17 protein-coding genes and 1 pseudogene are annotated in these 16,926 nt (G+C 40.6%); 15 read left to right on the top strand and 3 right to left on the bottom strand.

Annotated features, from left to right (window positions below; all coding sequences use genetic code 11):
- Positions 1-13: 13 nt before the first annotated feature.
- Complete coding sequence (locus COW15_RS04595; protein WP_293630430.1) at positions 14-1,081, bottom strand: hypothetical protein; 1,068 nt, start codon at positions 1,079-1,081, stop codon at positions 14-16.
- 288 nt (positions 1,082-1,369) lie between these two features.
- On the opposite strand from COW15_RS04595, the gene COW15_RS04600 reads away from it, so the two are divergent.
- From COW15_RS04600 to COW15_RS04610, 3 genes are all read left to right on the top strand, one after another.
- A complete protein-coding gene (locus COW15_RS04600) occupies positions 1,370-2,830 on the top strand; it encodes a WH2 domain-containing protein (protein ID WP_293630432.1) in 1,461 nt (486 codons plus the stop codon).
- A 486-nt stretch (positions 2,831-3,316) separates the two neighbouring features.
- Positions 3,317-3,868, top strand: coding sequence for a winged helix-turn-helix domain-containing protein (locus COW15_RS04605; RefSeq protein ID WP_293630433.1), 552 nt, complete (start codon positions 3,317-3,319; stop codon positions 3,866-3,868).
- 524 nt (positions 3,869-4,392) lie between these two features.
- The gene (locus COW15_RS04610; RefSeq protein ID WP_293630435.1) at positions 4,393-5,778 is read left to right on the top strand and encodes a hypothetical protein; all 1,386 of its coding nucleotides are present in this window, start codon (positions 4,393-4,395) and stop codon (positions 5,776-5,778) included.
- 428 nt (positions 5,779-6,206) lie between these two features.
- Here the strand turns inward: COW15_RS04610 and COW15_RS04615 are convergent, their stop codons facing one another.
- A complete protein-coding gene (locus COW15_RS04615) occupies positions 6,207-6,587 on the bottom strand; it encodes a hypothetical protein (protein ID WP_293630437.1) in 381 nt (126 codons plus the stop codon).
- Between the two features lie 47 nt (positions 6,588-6,634).
- On the opposite strand from COW15_RS04615, the gene COW15_RS04620 reads away from it, so the two are divergent.
- From COW15_RS04620 to COW15_RS04635, 4 genes are all read left to right on the top strand, one after another.
- Positions 6,635-7,216: a hypothetical protein gene (locus COW15_RS04620; RefSeq protein ID WP_293630439.1), complete on the top strand. Its 582-nt coding sequence runs from the start codon at positions 6,635-6,637 to the stop codon at positions 7,214-7,216.
- A gap of 372 nt (positions 7,217-7,588) precedes the next feature.
- Positions 7,589-8,362: a RhoGAP domain-containing protein gene (locus COW15_RS04625; protein WP_293630441.1), complete on the top strand. Its 774-nt coding sequence runs from the start codon at positions 7,589-7,591 to the stop codon at positions 8,360-8,362.
- 164 nt (positions 8,363-8,526) lie between these two features.
- Positions 8,527-8,805, top strand: a complete 279-nt coding sequence (locus COW15_RS04630) for a hypothetical protein (RefSeq protein ID WP_293630443.1) — start codon at positions 8,527-8,529, stop codon at positions 8,803-8,805.
- Between the two features lie 94 nt (positions 8,806-8,899).
- The gene (locus tag COW15_RS04635) at positions 8,900-9,586 is read left to right on the top strand and encodes an RIO1 family regulatory kinase/ATPase (protein WP_293630445.1); all 687 of its coding nucleotides are present in this window, start codon (positions 8,900-8,902) and stop codon (positions 9,584-9,586) included.
- A gap of 270 nt (positions 9,587-9,856) precedes the next feature.
- Here COW15_RS04635 and COW15_RS04640 read toward each other — a convergent pair whose 3' ends face one another.
- Positions 9,857-10,570, bottom strand: coding sequence for a hypothetical protein (locus COW15_RS04640; protein WP_293630447.1), 714 nt, complete (start codon positions 10,568-10,570; stop codon positions 9,857-9,859).
- 539 nt (positions 10,571-11,109) lie between these two features.
- Here COW15_RS04640 and COW15_RS04645 point away from each other — a divergent pair.
- The 8 genes and pseudogenes from COW15_RS04645 to COW15_RS04680 form a co-directional block, all read left to right on the top strand.
- On the top strand, positions 11,110-11,385 hold the full coding sequence (locus COW15_RS04645) for a hypothetical protein (protein ID WP_293630449.1): 276 nt from the start codon (positions 11,110-11,112) through the stop codon (positions 11,383-11,385).
- A gap of 47 nt (positions 11,386-11,432) precedes the next feature.
- The gene (locus COW15_RS04650; RefSeq protein ID WP_293630451.1) at positions 11,433-12,128 is read left to right on the top strand and encodes an EscR/YscR/HrcR family type III secretion system export apparatus protein; all 696 of its coding nucleotides are present in this window, start codon (positions 11,433-11,435) and stop codon (positions 12,126-12,128) included.
- Position 12,129: 1 nt separating this feature from the next.
- Positions 12,130-12,813, top strand: coding sequence for a type III secretion system apparatus protein VscT2 (locus COW15_RS04655; protein ID WP_293630453.1), 684 nt, complete (start codon positions 12,130-12,132; stop codon positions 12,811-12,813).
- Positions 12,806-13,093 carry a hypothetical protein gene (locus COW15_RS04660; RefSeq protein WP_293630455.1) on the top strand — a complete coding sequence of 96 codons (288 nt, stop codon included), beginning with the start codon at positions 12,806-12,808 and terminating at the stop codon, positions 13,091-13,093. Before COW15_RS04655 ends, COW15_RS04660 begins: the two co-directional genes overlap by 8 nt.
- Positions 13,083-14,549 carry a secretin N-terminal domain-containing protein gene (locus tag COW15_RS04665; protein ID WP_293630457.1) on the top strand — a complete coding sequence of 489 codons (1,467 nt, stop codon included), beginning with the start codon at positions 13,083-13,085 and terminating at the stop codon, positions 14,547-14,549. The genes COW15_RS04660 and COW15_RS04665 overlap by 11 nt, the downstream gene beginning before the upstream one ends.
- A 2-nt stretch (positions 14,550-14,551) precedes the next feature.
- Complete coding sequence (vscN2, locus tag COW15_RS04670) at positions 14,552-15,814, top strand: type III secretion system ATPase VscN2 (RefSeq protein WP_293630458.1); 1,263 nt, start codon at positions 14,552-14,554, stop codon at positions 15,812-15,814.
- Entirely contained in the window at positions 15,768-16,163 is a 396-nt protein-coding gene (locus tag COW15_RS04675; RefSeq protein WP_293630459.1) for a hypothetical protein, read from the top strand. The genes vscN2 and COW15_RS04675 overlap by 47 nt, the downstream gene beginning before the upstream one ends.
- A 4-nt stretch (positions 16,164-16,167) precedes the next feature.
- Positions 16,168-16,926: pseudogene (locus tag COW15_RS04680) on the top strand (hypothetical protein); the annotation flags it as partial.

A 16,926-nucleotide genomic window follows, 5' to 3' on the forward strand; every position in this document is an offset into this window, starting at 1 on the left:
GAATTGAATTAGCTTATTTCCAGTTGATCATGTCGATCAAAGGTGTTGCATCGACATTGCTACCAGGAAGTTTAACGAATGCTTCAACTTGAGTTTGATACTCAGGCTTGATGTGTTCTTGTATCCAGTATTGGGCTCTTGTGAGAGCGCTACCCTGCAGACCAAAAAGGCGTTGTGGGTTTCCTGTTGTGGATTGTTGAAAAAAATCACCGCTTGTGGCTTCAATCATGCTAAGTAAAATGGAGTAGTTATCGTGGTTTTGGTCGGCGAGTGGATCCCCGTTGAATATCGCATTGGTCAAATGGGCTGTGGTGTATTCTGGCGTGCAGATAATGCCATCTTCGCCATCGTTATAATCCGCTGCGAACAGATTTTCCACATCAATATGACGTACATGGGTGCCTTTATAGGTTAGATTTGCAGGTTTGATATCGTGTAGAAAGATATTCTCGTTATGCAAGGAGGATAAATCCTCTAAGAGAGATTTAAAGTGAATTAAGGGGATCTTATCCCCTTGCTCAATTAATTGCGCTACTTCTATACCACCATTATGGGCAATCATGGTTGAATCGTTAACATAAAGGGCGGGACAAATCGAAGGATGGTGTTTAAGCTGATCCATCATCAACAGGTTGTACTGACTCTTATCTATATCAAGTGTGTCATTATAAATATGTAGTTGCACAAATTGACTGTCTTGGCGTACAAGTTGTTTGAAATTTCCTTTTCCTGCCGGTTGAAACTTAGCAGGTGTTCTTGCGACTAATTCATCTTGAGCATTATAAAAATAACTACAGCCCGCCTTAGCATTGGTGAGTGATTTAATGCCGACAGTGTTGATCTCTGCACCCGCTTTTTGTTGTTGATAAGAGTGATATTTCTGTTGTATGAGCTTAGCTGCTTTGATCCTCATTAGCTGGGGAGCATTCATCACTGTATGCACATCCGCGAGTGAACTTATCATTTTCTCAGGTGTTTCTTTCCCTTGGTGCTGGTAAATTCTCAGGACATTGAGCGTATTGGGTATGGCGGCGAATTGGCTATAGGCTTTATAGTTGGGGAAATTGGAATGAATACGCATGATGATCTCACTAAATTAATGGATATGATTAACCTAACGTAAATATGTTTCTAATAGTTAATGATAAATAATGAATATTCAGCAGCTATGGCCATTATTTCTTCGTATTTATAATGATTTCTGCTCATTTTTGATAAGTGACATTTATGACAGTTACCACTTTTAATCAGAATATTTCAAACAAAGTCTAGTGTGTGTGGCGGTCACTGTTTTATATAGTTGTTAAGAGTAAATAATGACTCATTCACAGTGATGACACTAGTGAACATATGACCATAGGAGTACCGGATGCCAATTTCCAAACCCACTATCAATCCACCCTCGTTCGATATCAAGAGTGAAGACGTCAGTATCGCCGCCGCAGATAAACTCGAGATTAAGCAGGTGAGCCATAGGCCTAGTATAAAAAAGCGCTTATTATCTCTGTTGAAATCTATCCGTCTCAAACCTCGCTCGAAGAATGACAAAAAAATGTCGGTTGCAAATAAGCCACCTCAGTTAGCCAAACCAGCTCAAGTTGCAGCAATGGCAGTTAAAGCACCGGGGCAAAACGTGGATCCCAATTCGGCATTATTGCAAGCGATTCGTAACGGAGTTGACTTGAGACCGGTAACGGTAGATCAGAAAGTACGACCTGTGACGATCAATTCCGATAGACCATTTTTGCAAGAGATCGCAAACAGCCCGGTATTGAAAAAAATCCAAGACGCTCGAGTGGGTTTATCCAGCCAAAGCGCAGTCCCAGTCACGGTGCAGGCAGAGATACAGCCTCAGGCAACATTAGCTGTGACAAGTGATACATTACCCCCCCCACCTCCACCTCCTCCTTTGCCGTCACTGGTTCAGAATCAGCCTGTTAATGTGATGGCTGGTATGACCGCACAGTCAGATGCAGGAAAGAATGCTTTACTAAATGCGATTACAGGTTTCAATAAAAGCAATCTTAAAAAAGCAACGGTTGAGAATAAAACTGCTGAGTCTCAGGTCCCTGCAGCGAAACAAGAGCTGGTGGATGCGCTTTACTCCGATGAATTATTGAAAACGGCACCCGGTATGGACGGGGCGGTTCGAGCAGAACTCTGTGCACAAATGAGTGATCATATTGTGAGTGCGATGGAGGTTGATTGGGAAAAGATGTTACTCGATCAGTATGGCAGCTATAAGGATATCTCTACCTTAGAGACGGCGATGAAGGGGCAAGCTGAATCTATTGCTAGTTATTGGGCTGAAGTAAAACGCTTTCCCGACCTATGGAAACAAGCCGATGTTGTGTCAGATCAGCCATCTCAGGCTGAACGAAAAGGTGTTGTCGCAGTGGCAATGAACCGCCTTAATGCGGGAAAAAATGGGGTGTTTGGCTCGGATAATACCCGAGGCGCTAAAGAGATGAAGAAAGGAGAAGCGATTCTGGAGAGTGCTCGTCGTTTGGCCAATCAACATGTGACGAGTGATGAAAAGCTGCATTTATTGGGTAACAATTACCGTCAGGCGGCGCTCAACGTACTCACGGAAATGCCTTTTATGGAGGGTTTTGTCGCTAAGAATGGTAAAGATGCACTCGCAAAATTGGAAAAGCAATTTATGGCAAGTATCCATGGTGTCGATAGTCTTAAAACAGATGTGTCGACATTTCTAGCAACGCACATGCAGAACGGATTTGCCGATTTTACTTTCTCAGGGCAGGAGGCTTTAGTCATAAAACAGGCCGCTTTAATAAATGAGTTGCAATTAAAATTGGGTTTATTATAGAGAGTTAAATTAACTAAGGCAGATAAGGCTGGGCTGACAGTGACCTGTTAATAATAGGTCACTGTCAGATTGGATATGGATTGGTTACGCTTATGTGAATAATTGTCGATGAATATTAATTCAACCTTAAAATTATTGACGTATTTTAAATTGGGTTAGCTTGAACTCAATGATGAGCCATATAATGCATTGAGTATATCTGATGTTTTTATGAATTTTTATGAATTGTTGTGAGTCGATGTCTGTTTTGTGTTTTGATGCATTTTGAATCTTTTGTTTCGTTTTTATTTCCTTGCGTTAAGTGTGTTGTTGTTGTTGTTTTTGTTTTTTGTTTTTTTTCATAAATGAAGTTAATGTATGATGTTTTTTGCGGTCATGTATTACTTTTTTCTGAAAAAAACATCACAATGTAATCGCTCTCAATAGAATTGAGCCGCTTTTAATCATGAAGCTTTATCATGAAATGATGAATTTAGGAGATAATATATGACAAGACGCTATGCATTAGGAAACCAAATTATTTACGATGTCCTTAAAAGGGAAATTAGTATAGATGAGTATGTGGTGAGTATTGGTGGGCGTGAAGCCGTCATACTTAAGCTGCTGTGTGATAATGTTAACCGAGTGCTCAGTAAAGAAGATATTCAAGAAAAAGTGTGGGGGAATGTGTTTGTCAGTGAAACCTCGTTAACCAAGGCTATTTCTAATTTGCGAAAATCTCTCGCTCAATTTGATTGCTTGGCCTGTGAAATAAAAACGATTTCCAAAGAGGGTTACATGCTGATTTTGGACGAAAGCACTACGGACATATTTATGACCGAAGAGGCCCCCATACTCGAAGTAAAAAATATCGTGAAGAGTGATAAAACTTATTTTAATCATTTAGCTATCTCCTCCTCTTCCATGGATGTAACGGCACAAATGCGTGCGGAATTTCCCGTAAAAAGTATGTTTTTTATCTTAATATGTTTTGCTTCAGCCCTGCTTGCCGCCATGTTGGCAACCGCTGCAGTTATGGTGCTCAGCAAACTCGGTTAACTGCTAAGTTTTATAAATGTTTAAATCATCGGAAATTGTACGTTGTGATCATTCACTCAATTTGGGGTTGAGTGAATGAGTCCACGCCTATAAGTAGAGTATGTTGATACCAGTAAGAATGTATTTTTCACTAACATATTCTGTCGCAGGGATGCGTATAAATGGTAATGTATCAATTTTGATTAATTGATTAATATATTCTAGTAAATGTTAGTACTATTGGTAAGGTTTGAGGTTATAACTACGGTGATGGATATTGATGTTGCATTGAAGTAATGGGTTTTTAACGAAAAAGCATGGCTTTTTTATTTTAAGCCTGCAATAGAGCAATACTGTTATCCTATTTGTATCATGTTAGTTAAAGTTTGCATCGTACGGCAATGTAAAACTATGGCGAGGTTACTCGATGTTTAAATTAAAATAACAGTTTTTTACTGGATATTTCAGGAGTAATCTCGTGATATTAATGATGATAGGTGCATAATTATTATTCTTTAATCTAACTTAAAATGCAGGGAATAGTTATGCCGATAAATAGTGTTGTAAAGCCAATAGTCATAAACGAACCACTAGATGTTAAGATCAAAATAGGAGAGGAACAGCAGTTAAATATCCACCGTGTTGCTCATACTGTGCAGAAACCCACCATCAGTCCAAATCCAAAACTGTTGAGTCCTAAGCCTTACTTTAAGGATGTGCCAAAACTTAAAAATGGCAGAGAAGTGTTCTCGTCTTTAATTCGTAATAATTTGATAACGGGTAACCGTTCAGCCTCTGAGCGTGCACTCGATGCGGTAGCTTCCAGCTTGAGTCGTGTTCTTAATACTGCGGTTAAAGATGTAGATCTAACTGGAAAGAAGGTTTTTGTAAAAAACTTCCTGCAGTGCGACCAAAATGAACAGATTAAGGTGACCGCAGATCAGTTTAGCCCTGTTCATCAAGCAGAAATTTTTTCCCGATTATCCATTTGTTTTGATGGTTTTATGAATAGTAGTCCCGATGAGTTAAGTGAAAATTTAAATGCTATTAAGACTAAACTCTCTAAGAATGAAAAACTTAGTACGGCAGAAGAAAATCAATTACTTGAAAAGATTTCTCAAGATGCTTTAACTGATGCTAAGGGTAATAACCTTTATACCAATAAACTGCTCAAGCCTGCTAATCTCGTACTGGAGTTTCCGGGGGATGCTGCGGTAGTTAAGACTGGCACTGAAGCGAGAAATAATAAGATATTAGTGGAGCAGTTAGGTTTTCCTCGCAGTCTTTTAGAACGACCAAGTGTGAACCTACATGAAACTTACGCATTAAAAGCATTTATGAGTGAAAAAGGTGAGCCTGTGACGCTAGGTCAGCTTTTTGGTGGTGGATTGCAGGGGATCATGCGCGCACCCGTTGATCCAGGGAGAGATGCTCGGGGTTACTTTAATGAAGAAGTGCTTGCTTCCGGTGGGTTACATTTTGATTTCAGACCAAATGACAAAATGTATCAAAACAATCTTGATTCCCTTGGGCAAGCTATACTCGATTTAGCTGTGAATCTAAATATGGATAACTTTAGCCGACAGGATATGGAAGGTTTTACCGCTGGTGTATCAGGGAATGCCCTGCACTATACCATTCAGGCGGCGAAGCATAGTCGTGCCACGAATAAAGCATTTAATTTTGAACAAGTTGTTGATGTGTGCTTAGAACACTTAGTCGGCGATAGTGTCAAGCAGCCAATGCATCACAGTTTACCTGAAGTTATACAAGGCGCTTATATAGGCAATATGCTCATTAATAAGGGTATATTGAATCCGCAGTCAGAAATCATGAACCATGATGAAATGCTCGAGAGTTTAAAGAATGCCATCTCCGCTGCTGATCAGAAAGTCACTGATTTGATGGCAACGACTTACCATAGAGAATGAGATAGTCTTTTATTGAGAATAATACTCACCTCAGCAATCTTTTCGTTCAAACCACTTGTAAAGGTGGTTTTTTAATCTGTGTTGATTGCGGAGGGGAACTGAAAAATAGATAGCTCTACAGATTAACTCAAGTCATTTATTGTGTGATGAATAATGTGACGTAATATTTCAATAATAATCGCTTGTGTATATATTCTATGGGAGATAATGATGCAGCTCTTAATCGGTGAAATGAGAGGTGTATATGTCAGTTATTATAAATCCTGCCTTGAGAGAACAGCTAGGGTTAAATATATCGTCGAGCGAACTAAAAAAACTCGAAAAACTGGATGTGAAAAATATTCGTAATGTGGACATCTTACGTTTAAAGCAAACATTAAGAACCAGTCATAATGAGCTTAAAAAAGGCATCATAGCTAAAGTGTTAACTAAGCTAGCGCAACCGCAGGTACAGGTGCCTGAACCGCGTCGGCAACCTTTGCCACATTTACAACCGCGCCTACAAGTGCAACCTCGGCCATTACCACAACCACCACGACTAGGTAGACAAGTGCAACCGCGGCCAGATTTACAGGCGCAACCTCGGCCATTACCACAACCGCCACGACTAGGTAGACAAGTGCAACCGCGGCTAGATTTACAGGCGCAACCTCAGTTATTATCGCAACCGCCACGGCCGGGCGTGCAAGCGCCCCTTCAACCCCGAGCACTGCCGCCACGGCCAGACTTACAAGCGCAATATCAACCTCGCGTGCTACCACCTCGTCCGCGCCTACAGCCAGCCCCACTGCCGAGTGATGCTCAAGCATTACCACTCAAAGAACGGTGTCAAGTCGATGGAAGACAGCCCAAAAATATGCCTCTCCTTCATCCAGAAAACATATCTCAATTAATCGAAGGGGCTAAAACTGGGAAATACAAAAAATTTGCGGGAACCAATCGAGAAGTCTTTATCGATAAAAAAACTGGCCAAGGGTATAAGATCTTCAAACAAGATAGTACATGGAAACAGTTAACCAATGCCGATTTACGGATTAATGATATATATCATGATCCCCATTTTTATGGTGGTAAATATTCACGTTTCGGTTCCAACGAAATCATTACTATGCGGGATGATAGGTGCAAGGGTACTCCGCAAGTGAAAGTGTTTACTTTTAAACAAATCCCAGAGGCTTTACACCTAAGACGTGACGAAAAAATTCCATATTCAGTCCTAGTCATGATGGAGCAAGCCGGTTTTCGGCCTTTTGATATAAAGCCTGATAACTTTATGAAGATCGCCAATGCTCACGGGGGCTATGACTACCTACCTATTGATGCGAAACAAATAGGATTAACGCGGAGTAATAGCGGACGCTCTAAAGAAGTTCGCAATTTTAAGGAACAACATGGTCCTTATTGCTATGGTCAACGTTTTGTTGACTATAAAAGATAAGGTTATAGAGAAAATAAATGGATAAATATTTAGCCAAAGGACAATGCATGAAAAAAGCATGGCTATCTATTCTGATTACTCCATTGGTAAAAGCGAACCTATGCTCAGGATCTTTAGGGCAGTAAAAGAAAGATAGAAAATGGCTCTTTGCGTGTCAAATGAAGTGGCTAAACACAAACTCATCACAACACCAAGAGCCATGATCCGTGTAAAGACTAAGGAAAGTATAGATATAGATTTCATGAAATATGCGTATGTCTTAGTGTTATATTAGTTGAAAAGTTTTCCTGAATATTTCAGGAATAGTCTCGTGAGATTGAGTGTTGTCTGGATATAATAATAAAACATTTACTTATTAAATAAGGATTGATTATGAATATTGTTAATAATTTCAGAGCTCATGTATTACATCATTCTAGTGCGGCAGAAAAGCTAGGTAAACATGAGCTTGCCCTAGATATTGTACGAATAAAGCAAGGCAAAAATAATAAAAAGATTGCTGGAGTTATTGCCGAGGTGTCAAAGGATAAAGCACTATTTGCTGAGGCAAATATTAAGCTGAACAAACTCCTGGATAAGGATGATAAATATCAGACAATTATCGCAAAAAATCCTCATGCTGAAACTGTGATGCAGCTTGCTGCATTATTGGAAAAGACCCCTGATGCCCTGAAGCAGGAAGGGATTTTCAGAATATCTCCAAGCTCAGAGCAAGCGAATAAAATTAGTAGTCGCCATATGATACAGAATTTTGATGAGCTAAAGAGTATGAACAATGTGCATCATATTGTTGCTCATCGGATCAAGGCAGAGCTACAACAGTCTATGATGAACAAAGATAGTGACATTATTGATGATGTAGTAAAAAAATGTGCAAATGATGCTACGTATATCCCTGCATTGGAAGAATTACCAAAGCAATTAGCCGAAGTCGTGAAGCTTTGTCAGCATGTCATTACATATACTGATGAAAATAAAATGACGGCCAAAAGCTTGGCTATAGTGTTAGCCCCCAGAATTGAAAATAGTAAAAATGCACCTAACGACATTCAGAATATGAGTGAAAGAATAGCAAAATCAGTGGAATATACTGAAACATACCAGACATTTTTAGAGCGATGCATAAGCCAGTCTGTGGCTAACTAAGTAACTGATTAATATTCTAGCCAAATAAGTAAGCAGATATGAATTTGCAAAAAGTCACAGAGATGATATTCATTTGTTCGTATTTTAAACTAGTTTAACGTATTGATAATCATCGCTTTAAATTAGTCGGTTGATATTATATTGTTTTTTAAATAGGAATTATTATGTTTGTAAATGCAACTATAAATCGAGAGTTATTGAGTCTAAATGTGTCAACGAGTGAACTATCTAAGTTAGAAAAAATGGATGTCAAACAAATAAAGCAGATTGATGTTAATCGGCTAAAGCAAACACTCTCAAGCACAGAGAACCAAGCTAAGCAATCACGGATATTAAAAATTTTAAATGAAGCGGGACAGTATAATGAAAATGGCATCCATATGTTAAGTAAATATTCGCCAAGCAAGATTATCGATCTACACATACACAGAATGCTTCGTTGAATTATATTTTTCAACACATATCTTAAACCTCCGTGTGAAAACATATCTTTTGGGCTCCAGAGTATGGAGCCCATTTATTTATTAGGATGGACTTATGCCTCTAATTAATATAGCTGCCAACTCTGGGCCACGAGCAATACCGAAAGAAATCGATGACACAGTAAGGCAAGGAGCGAGTAGTACTTTGCAAGTCAAATGCGTTAAGAATCTTTCAAAGATAGTTGCTGAAAATTCCTCTGAATTACCAGGAAAAGCAAAGCGTCATTTGAAGTTACATTTAACGATTCCCAAAGGGATAGAAAGTGGTGAATTGCTAGGTAGCGGTTTATGCGGTGATGTGAGGAGGGATGTTGACCACAAGGGTTTTGTTTTAAAAAGCTTTACCCGATTTTCGAAAGACGATGCACAGAGGGAGTGCCAGCTTTTTCTTAAAGTGTATGGGGAAGGAAGTGCTGAGGTTGTTGAAAAAAATGACTCAGTTTATTTGAGAATGCTAGAGGTACCCGGTAAGGCCTTAGTTCATTGTGTTTCATCTGAATTACCTTCGAATGCAGATGAGTTATTTCTAAGAATGATAGCCGATTTAAATGAAGTGGGTATTATTCATGGGGACCTTCATTCTGGAAATATTATGTATGATTATGATTCAAATAGGTTTTGGCCGATAGATCTCAGTAATGCATATGATGCCTACTATGAAGAATCACATGCTGGTCGTAAATTTATGGATATCGATAACCAGAAACGATTCGAGCAAATTATGTCTAAGTTGATAAAATAGAGATCGACGGGATCTTGGTAAGTTGAACACTTCGCTACATCCAGTACTATATAAGTGGTGATAAGGAGATTTTTTGCAATATGTGGGTGCAGCTTCATATCCGATAATGGTCGTCTACACCCGTTTTCAAAGTTGAGTGTTAATCTGAGCTGCGCTACAGTCCCAAAGTAAGCCCATAGAGGGCCTACTTTGGGCTTGATGTTCAGATGAACACTACTTGCCCATAGCTGACTGAGTTCGTGTTATTTAGGTATCAGTGATGCTAAAAACCTAATCATTAGAAATGGCGATATTTTTGATACAAAAATCACCCTGCCTTAAATACTCGACTAGTGAATCTCGCCATTGAATTGGCATTTGAGCACCCGTAGGTACAAGACCTGATACCTTCAAAGCTGTTGCTCGCGAGAAGCTATGATTAATTACAAAGTCTGGTTTATCACCGTTTAAGGAAGTCGATGTTGTTTTTATCTGTGCGAAATCATCATTAATTTTAATGAGCGCAAAACCTAAGGAGCTTTCTTTGGATAATCCGGCCTCGAGAGCAACTGCCATATGATGTGTCATTCCTGCAGGTCTATTTCTTAAAAAATCAGGCATTATAGAATTGCCCTCACGTTCACCTAAGGCCCCAGAAGCATAGCGGTTCATTCCTTGTTGTGATGTATTGGTCAATGTTTGCCCATTTAAATGTCCCATAGAGCGATCAAACACGTTTACTGGAACCAGTGAAACTGATTTTTTTGCAGTGTCAATGACTCCAATAAACCATTGCCCAGGCTTAGCTGCTTTCCAATCATGTAAACTCTTACCGACAAAACTCAGTTGCGAGGTTGCATCAGCACAATATTGTGCTGCAATTGGAGTGGAAATATTTCTAATTGACTTTATATTAGATGAAAAGTCATTTCTTGTTATTGGATTATTATTCAATAATGGCTGGGCTGGTGTTGTTATAGATAGCGATATAATTTGTGCCGGCATAAAGACCTCGAAGTGTTTAACATGTATGTCATAATAGTATCTCTTCATGTAGGGGCTGGCATGATATTTTTTATGGCATATTAAGAAAAACTCTACCATTGAAATTTAAGCCAGTTTCTTATTGGGTGTCATGATTAATTTACCCTAACTGAGAATGGTGATTGTCACTAATTTTTGCTTACCATGGTGATACTTTATTTTCACAAAATAACAGGCGAGAATGGGGGCATGCTGGTCATAATTGTTGAGTGACTGGTGAAATTATGTTTGACCTATATAGCAATAGCCTGATTTGCAGGTGTTTCCGTTTTTATCAGAAGTTTTCACTGGTTACTCGGTGCGGTGGTGCTTATATTTTGCGCCTCCTCCTTCTAGAAGCTAAGAAGATGCCAACAATCACTAGCAATTTTCATTGCCATGAAGGCTAAAACCAGAATGACAGTAGCCAGTTTTTGTAAGCTATTAGCCAGATGCGTGGCGGTTTACAGGGGGGGGGCAGCAATAAAATTTTTATAATTAACACTTAGGAGCGTATTTAGATGTCTCAATTATCAACGGGTTATATCAGTGGTGTGTTTGGTGGTTTAGTGAATAATGCCGATGACAAAGTCAGTACATTTATTACTGACCATACAGGTTCTGTCGGTGCTGATGGCTCTTTCACAAAAGATCCAAACGGTACGCTTATTTTAAGCGCCTCCGATTCACTGTCATTGCAACAGTTAATGGCGGATCAAAGCATTACAGCACAAACATCGACATCGACATTGAAATCGATCAAAGATTCTATTTCTGCCGCAGCTAGAAATATTTAATCTTTAATGAGATTTAATGGGTTAGCGGTCTATAGAGAGTGTTATCGATGTTGCAATTACTGAATCCGGATAATGCATTTTCGGGGGCAAATTTAATTTTACTCCTGACTCTGATCTTGTTGTCTACCGTATTTTTTATATGTTTCTCTGGCTATGTTAAGTACAACATAGTGCTTAATATTATTAAGAATGCGGTGGGTACACAACAAATCCCGCCCACAATAGTAGTGAATTTACTTGCGGCATTAATGGCGCTGAATAGTATTTGGCCAGATGTAAAGCCAGGGTTAGAGAGAGTAAAGCCTTACTTTGTTGAGCAGATCAACGCTGGTGTAGAACCCGATGTACTGCAGTTGTCACCTGAGCTGGAAGATAAAAAACCAGAAAATATCACTATGTATTATTTGGTTAGTAATGCATTTGAGTTTTTTCCTGAGCTTTTGGCGAGGGCGGAGCGCAAAACTAATGAATTAACTGGGATAATCGACATTCCACTGAATTTTGATTCAGGTAATAATACGTTGAAATTTTTTCTCGGGAATTTAATTTTAGATCTATACCAGGGATTCGAATTCGGCTTAAAGCTATACATGATATTTGTGAGTATCGACTTTTTAATCGCGGTGATCCTAAGTGGTGTCGGTATGACCATGCTATCGCCGACGGTAATATCGACTCCAGTAAAACTCGCGGTATTTTATTTTTCGGATAGTTGGACGATTTTATTTAGGGCGCTTCCGTGATATGGATACGCTTCTCTTTCCTAACTGGCTGTTATTTGCTGGATTATTTTTATTTTTAAAAATTTATAATCCAACCCGTTTATATCTGGATAATTCATCGGCACTGGCTATTGCCATCGGGCTCGCCATTGCACTGGAAGCCAGTGACTTAGGTGCAATACTGACACCGTTCTGGATAGTAAGTGTCATCATTTTTGCTATGTTTGCATCCGTACCTTACTGGCTCAGTGGCATGGTGGGTAGTGTGATACAACAACTCTTATTGCTAAACGAACAGTCGGTACAAGATAGGCGTTTTACCGATGAGTCAGAGGCTCTATCTAAGATGAGTTCTTTGATGTTTTTGATGTATGCCCTAGATTCTGGTGTGGTATTTAGGCCTCTGTTATCGGTGATCTCTGAGAATATTGAACAAGGGGCTAATGTCGGTTTTGATACCTTGTATTTTTATATTACAGATAGCTTAACTATGATGGCTATGGTGACTGGGAAATATATTATTTTATTGTTATGCATCACCATTTGTTGTGGTTATGTCGATCTTTTTTTTAAAAAAGCATCTCTATCTATAAGCACCACCGCAGATATTAAGGCTATAACAGTGATCATTATTCTTAATTTGTGGCTGTTACAAGATCAGTTTTATGTGTTCAAGCAAATAATGAAAAAGGCGGGATATGAGTAACATTAATTTAATGAATGTCACACCGAATAGTCAGCAACTTAACACTGCGGCAGAAAAAGAAGCCCTCCAGTTTGAGTCTGCGCTCAAATCCGTTGCTGCGGAAGTCGGATTGGCGAGAAAGGTTACGGATGGTCAAGTACATATTAATGATAGTAAAGGGGATTACATCACGGAAGATGAATTTCTCCTGATCGTTTTAGAGCAAAACATTATTAGAGAGGGCGTTAAGCAAATGAAGGCCAGTGAGGAACGCATGAAGGAGATCCTCGATGAAGCCTAGTCTCTTGTTGTTATTTTGCCTATGTACGGCTTTTACGTGTCAGGCCAAGGTATTCATTAAGCAGTCAGACATTGACTTGAAAGGCGCTTTGGTTGCTATAGCTAAGGATATGCAGGTCAAGTTGGTCGATGATGTTGAAGAAAAAGTAGCAAAACAGCCTATTACCCAAACACTCTCAGGTGATGGACTCGAACTGTTAGCGCAATTATCGGATGTCTATGATTTCGATTGGTATGTTTATGGCGGCACGCTTACGGTGCATTCTGGACAAGCGTATATCAACCATGCGTTTAAACCGCGCAACATAGCACCGGACAGTCTGCTTGAAGAGTTAAAGAGTGCATTTACCGCCAATAATACGACGAAAATTGGACTCGTTGGCAATGGCAATTCAATCTTTATATCTGGGACGCGTAAGTTTGTTAGTGATGTTGTTATTTACGCGAATATGATAGATAAGAACCAATTTTTAGAGAGTGGTAATAATTTGGAGTTGGCCCGGATTGAGTTTAATTACTTGTCTGTCGTTGATCGCCAAATTAATTCATACGATGGCACTGTGACCTTTCCCGGTGCTCAGTCTTTAATCTCATCGGCGATTGAAAAAATCGGTCAGTTTGAAAATATTACTGATGGAGAAATGGTTAAGCGGGCCTATAAGCTCAAGCTTAACCAAAATGATAAGCAGCAACTGGAAGAGGATGAGTTCACCTCTAAAGTGCAAGTGCTGCCAGGCAGTAATGCGCTGCTGGTGCGTGGCACTCCAGAGGAGATCCAATTAGCGAAACGTATTGCGACACTGATCGATGTTCAACGCCAACAGTTATTATTTTTCCTGCGCGTTTATGATGTCTCGGTAGAGCGCACCGAAGCCCTCGGTGTCAACAGTTCATGGCTGAACGGAAGCCGTGGCCTGTACGATATTATTGTCCCACCGTTTACGGATACGGTTGATTTTTTCAAAAATTTTCAGGCCTTGTATAACAACAACATGGCGAGGGGCGTGTACGAAACCAATCTATTAATATTAGAGAACCAACAGGGTCACTTTGGGAAAAAGGAAACTGCAACTGTAGTGCTTATTTCTGATAAAGAGGTTTCGACCCAAAAAATTGAAGCAGAGAATAGCCTCTATGTGACGGGACGGTTATTACCATCGGGCAAAGTGCAGGCGAAATTTAGTTATATAGAAGAATCACTCGATGATGATAGTAATTCTGAGGGGGGCACGACTCAAGCACCTAGAGTGAACTCCCAGTCTTTAACATCGGAAGTTTATATTGAGCCGGGGCAGACCGTTATTTTGGGGGGATTCGATAATACAGTGACGGATAGTATTGATAGCGGTGTGCCTATTTTATCGAGTATTCCTTTGTTGGGTGAATTATTTAAGAGTAAGAAAGAGACTAAACGTAAATATAAACGCTACGTATCGGTGTCGTTTAAGGTGATCTAGTCATGCTCAAGCATTTTTTTAAGGTGAAAGAATCTTATCAAGATACTGTGATTTGTCATGTCAATATGAATACCTTTGTTGGACAGGAATGTTTTATTAACACTGTCGCCAATGAGTGTATTCGTGGTGAGGTGATGAAGATTACCGGTAAAAGAGTGGAGATCAAGTTATTACAGCCGGGGGCGATTCAACGGGGCAGTAAAGTGGAAATTACCCCAAGGCGCTTCTGTTTTCCACTTAATGAGACGGCGCTTATAGGTAAGGTCATTAATTGTTATGGCGAGTCACTATACGGCGATAATTATCTGGGCTGTGAAGGTGAATATCATGACTTACCTATTATCGAGAAGCCGATCCCACTTAATATTCGTGCACCAATCGATACTGTATTTCCGACCAAAATTAAAATTATTGATGGGTTGTTTACTATTGGTGTAGGTCAGCGGCTTGGCCTATTTGCCCCGGCAGGCGCGGGCAAGACCACCACAGTGTCGATCATGGCAAATAACATGGATGCCGATGTGGTGATTTTTGCCATGATTGGTGAGCGCGCACGGGAGGTGGTTGAATTTCTGGAGGGGGAAATTGGCCCCGAAGTGATTCAAAAATCGATCACTATAGTGTCGACCTCTGAGGCGAATCCGCTGGAGAAAGTGAGATCGGGTTTAGTGGCGGTATCCATTGCTCGTTATTACATGGCGCAAGGCAAGAAAGTGGTGCTTTATTTTGACTCTTTGACCCGTTTTGCGCGCGCTCAGGCCATGCTAGATGGTACGCCCATCGAAGGTGGGATCCCCATAGGTGTATCTTTAGCGCTGTCACGCTTGGTTGAGAATTGTGGTAACTCTATCCATGGTTCGGTGACGGGCATTTTTACCGTGTTGATTGAAAGAGAAATCGATGAAGATCCGATCGCTCATGAAGTTAAATCTTTGATTGATGGCCATTTGGTTTATTCGACCACTATAGCATCCACTGGTCGCTATCCCGCCATCGATGTGCTCAAGAGCAAGAGTCGTCTGCAAAATAAAGTGCAGGATCCGCAATATGTGAGCCTTTCTGAAAAGTTTAAAGATATGGTTTATCGCTATTTTAATGTGGAATTATTAATTCGAGTCGGGGAGTACGAGAAAGGCAATGATCTGGCCACCGACGAAGCGATAGATCGTTACCCCTACATCATGGACTTTTTGAAGCAAGGTTACGATGGGGTTGAGTATGAAGAAACCCTCCAAGCGATGGATGGAATTTGGTCAGCTTATTGACGTTGTCAATATCAGGATCGGCAAGCAGCAACGTAAATTAGCCAAGCTAAATGTACGCCATCAAGAGCTACTGGATTCGATATCCGAGACATGGGCATTAATCGCCCGTGAGCAAGATAGGCTAAAGAGCCTCGTCGTTAAGGATGAATTGAATGGGCTTTCTCGCCTGTTTTTACGCAGAGAGAGCGTTAAGTCTGGCATAGAGTCTTTGTTTTTTGACGTCTCGGTTGTCCAGCAAAATGCCGATGAATTAGCCATTGAGATTGCTCAGGTTATCGTTGAAAAACGCAGGCTAGAAAAACGAAAAGATGCATTAGCTGAGATCCAAGACCAGTTAAGGGATGAGTGACAAGATGACAAAGATGGAAAGGCCTGTCTTAGTGGCTCAAGTGCCTTATCTGAGCCCAGTTGAAAGTGAATTTGAACAGCTTTTGGGACTGTCAGAACGGCAGATTTTCTCCCATGATGCCTCGACATTTGATGGTGAAAAAGAGGCAGTTGAAAGCAATGAAACCGAATATGAAGAAGGTTTGGGGTGGGGGAATATAGTGCCAGTGGCGGCCCATGTACCACTTCGCCAACATGCCTTCTCGGCGAGCAAAATGGCCAAGATCTCTCCGTCGATGGCCGTGAGCCCGAATAAGCCTAAGTCAGAGAACCTTAATTCAGAACCGAATGTCACAGGAGGACAAGGGTCTGTGACGAATGTCCAAGTATCAAAGACGAGAGTCAGCAATCCCGTCATGGCAGTACAGTCAGCACAGTTAATTCCGCCAGCACAGTCGGAACAGCTAATGCAGCCAGTACAGTCAGTTGTGAATGTAAATAGGGCTAGTGTTTCAGCTGCGGTCATCCCAGGGATGGCTAAAGGGCTGTCTAAGTTGGCAACGCCTCAATCGCCGCAAATCGAACAGTCTTCTCGATCGAGTGCGATTATGGGGCGCGAGCCAGTGAATAATGTTCAAGTGCCAAGTGCGGCTAGCAAGCCCGCGATGCCAACACGGCTAACACAGTCAGCACTGTTAGCTCAACCAGCGCAGCCAATGCAATCGGCACAGCCAATGCAATCGGCACAGCCAATGCAATCGGCGCAGCCAATGCAATCGGCACAG

This window comes from Shewanella sp. CG12_big_fil_rev_8_21_14_0_65_47_15, assembly GCF_002783505.1.
Taxonomy (GTDB): domain Bacteria; phylum Pseudomonadota; class Gammaproteobacteria; order Enterobacterales; family Shewanellaceae; genus Shewanella.

Coding starts and splice junctions, on each gene's coding strand:
- COW15_RS04595 (WP_293630430.1), bottom strand. CDS start 1,081: ATGCGTATTCATTCCAATTTCCCCAACTATAAAGCCTATAGCCAATTC.
- COW15_RS04600 (WP_293630432.1), top strand. CDS start 1,370: ATGCCAATTTCCAAACCCACTATCAATCCACCCTCGTTCGATATCAAG.
- COW15_RS04605 (WP_293630433.1), top strand. CDS start 3,317: ATGACAAGACGCTATGCATTAGGAAACCAAATTATTTACGATGTCCTT.
- COW15_RS04610 (WP_293630435.1), top strand. CDS start 4,393: ATGCCGATAAATAGTGTTGTAAAGCCAATAGTCATAAACGAACCACTA.
- COW15_RS04615 (WP_293630437.1), bottom strand. CDS start 6,587: ATGCTTGAGCATCACTCGGCAGTGGGGCTGGCTGTAGGCGCGGACGAG.
- COW15_RS04620 (WP_293630439.1), top strand. CDS start 6,635: ATGCCTCTCCTTCATCCAGAAAACATATCTCAATTAATCGAAGGGGCT.
- COW15_RS04625 (WP_293630441.1), top strand. CDS start 7,589: ATGAATATTGTTAATAATTTCAGAGCTCATGTATTACATCATTCTAGT.
- COW15_RS04630 (WP_293630443.1), top strand. CDS start 8,527: ATGTTTGTAAATGCAACTATAAATCGAGAGTTATTGAGTCTAAATGTG.
- COW15_RS04635 (WP_293630445.1), top strand. CDS start 8,900: ATGCCTCTAATTAATATAGCTGCCAACTCTGGGCCACGAGCAATACCG.
- COW15_RS04640 (WP_293630447.1), bottom strand. CDS start 10,570: ATGCCGGCACAAATTATATCGCTATCTATAACAACACCAGCCCAGCCA.
- COW15_RS04645 (WP_293630449.1), top strand. CDS start 11,110: ATGTCTCAATTATCAACGGGTTATATCAGTGGTGTGTTTGGTGGTTTA.
- COW15_RS04650 (WP_293630451.1), top strand. CDS start 11,433: ATGTTGCAATTACTGAATCCGGATAATGCATTTTCGGGGGCAAATTTA.
- COW15_RS04655 (WP_293630453.1), top strand. CDS start 12,130: ATGGATACGCTTCTCTTTCCTAACTGGCTGTTATTTGCTGGATTATTT.
- COW15_RS04660 (WP_293630455.1), top strand. CDS start 12,806: ATGAGTAACATTAATTTAATGAATGTCACACCGAATAGTCAGCAACTT.
- COW15_RS04665 (WP_293630457.1), top strand. CDS start 13,083: ATGAAGCCTAGTCTCTTGTTGTTATTTTGCCTATGTACGGCTTTTACG.
- vscN2 (WP_293630458.1), top strand. CDS start 14,552: ATGCTCAAGCATTTTTTTAAGGTGAAAGAATCTTATCAAGATACTGTG.
- COW15_RS04675 (WP_293630459.1), top strand. CDS start 15,768: ATGAAGAAACCCTCCAAGCGATGGATGGAATTTGGTCAGCTTATTGAC.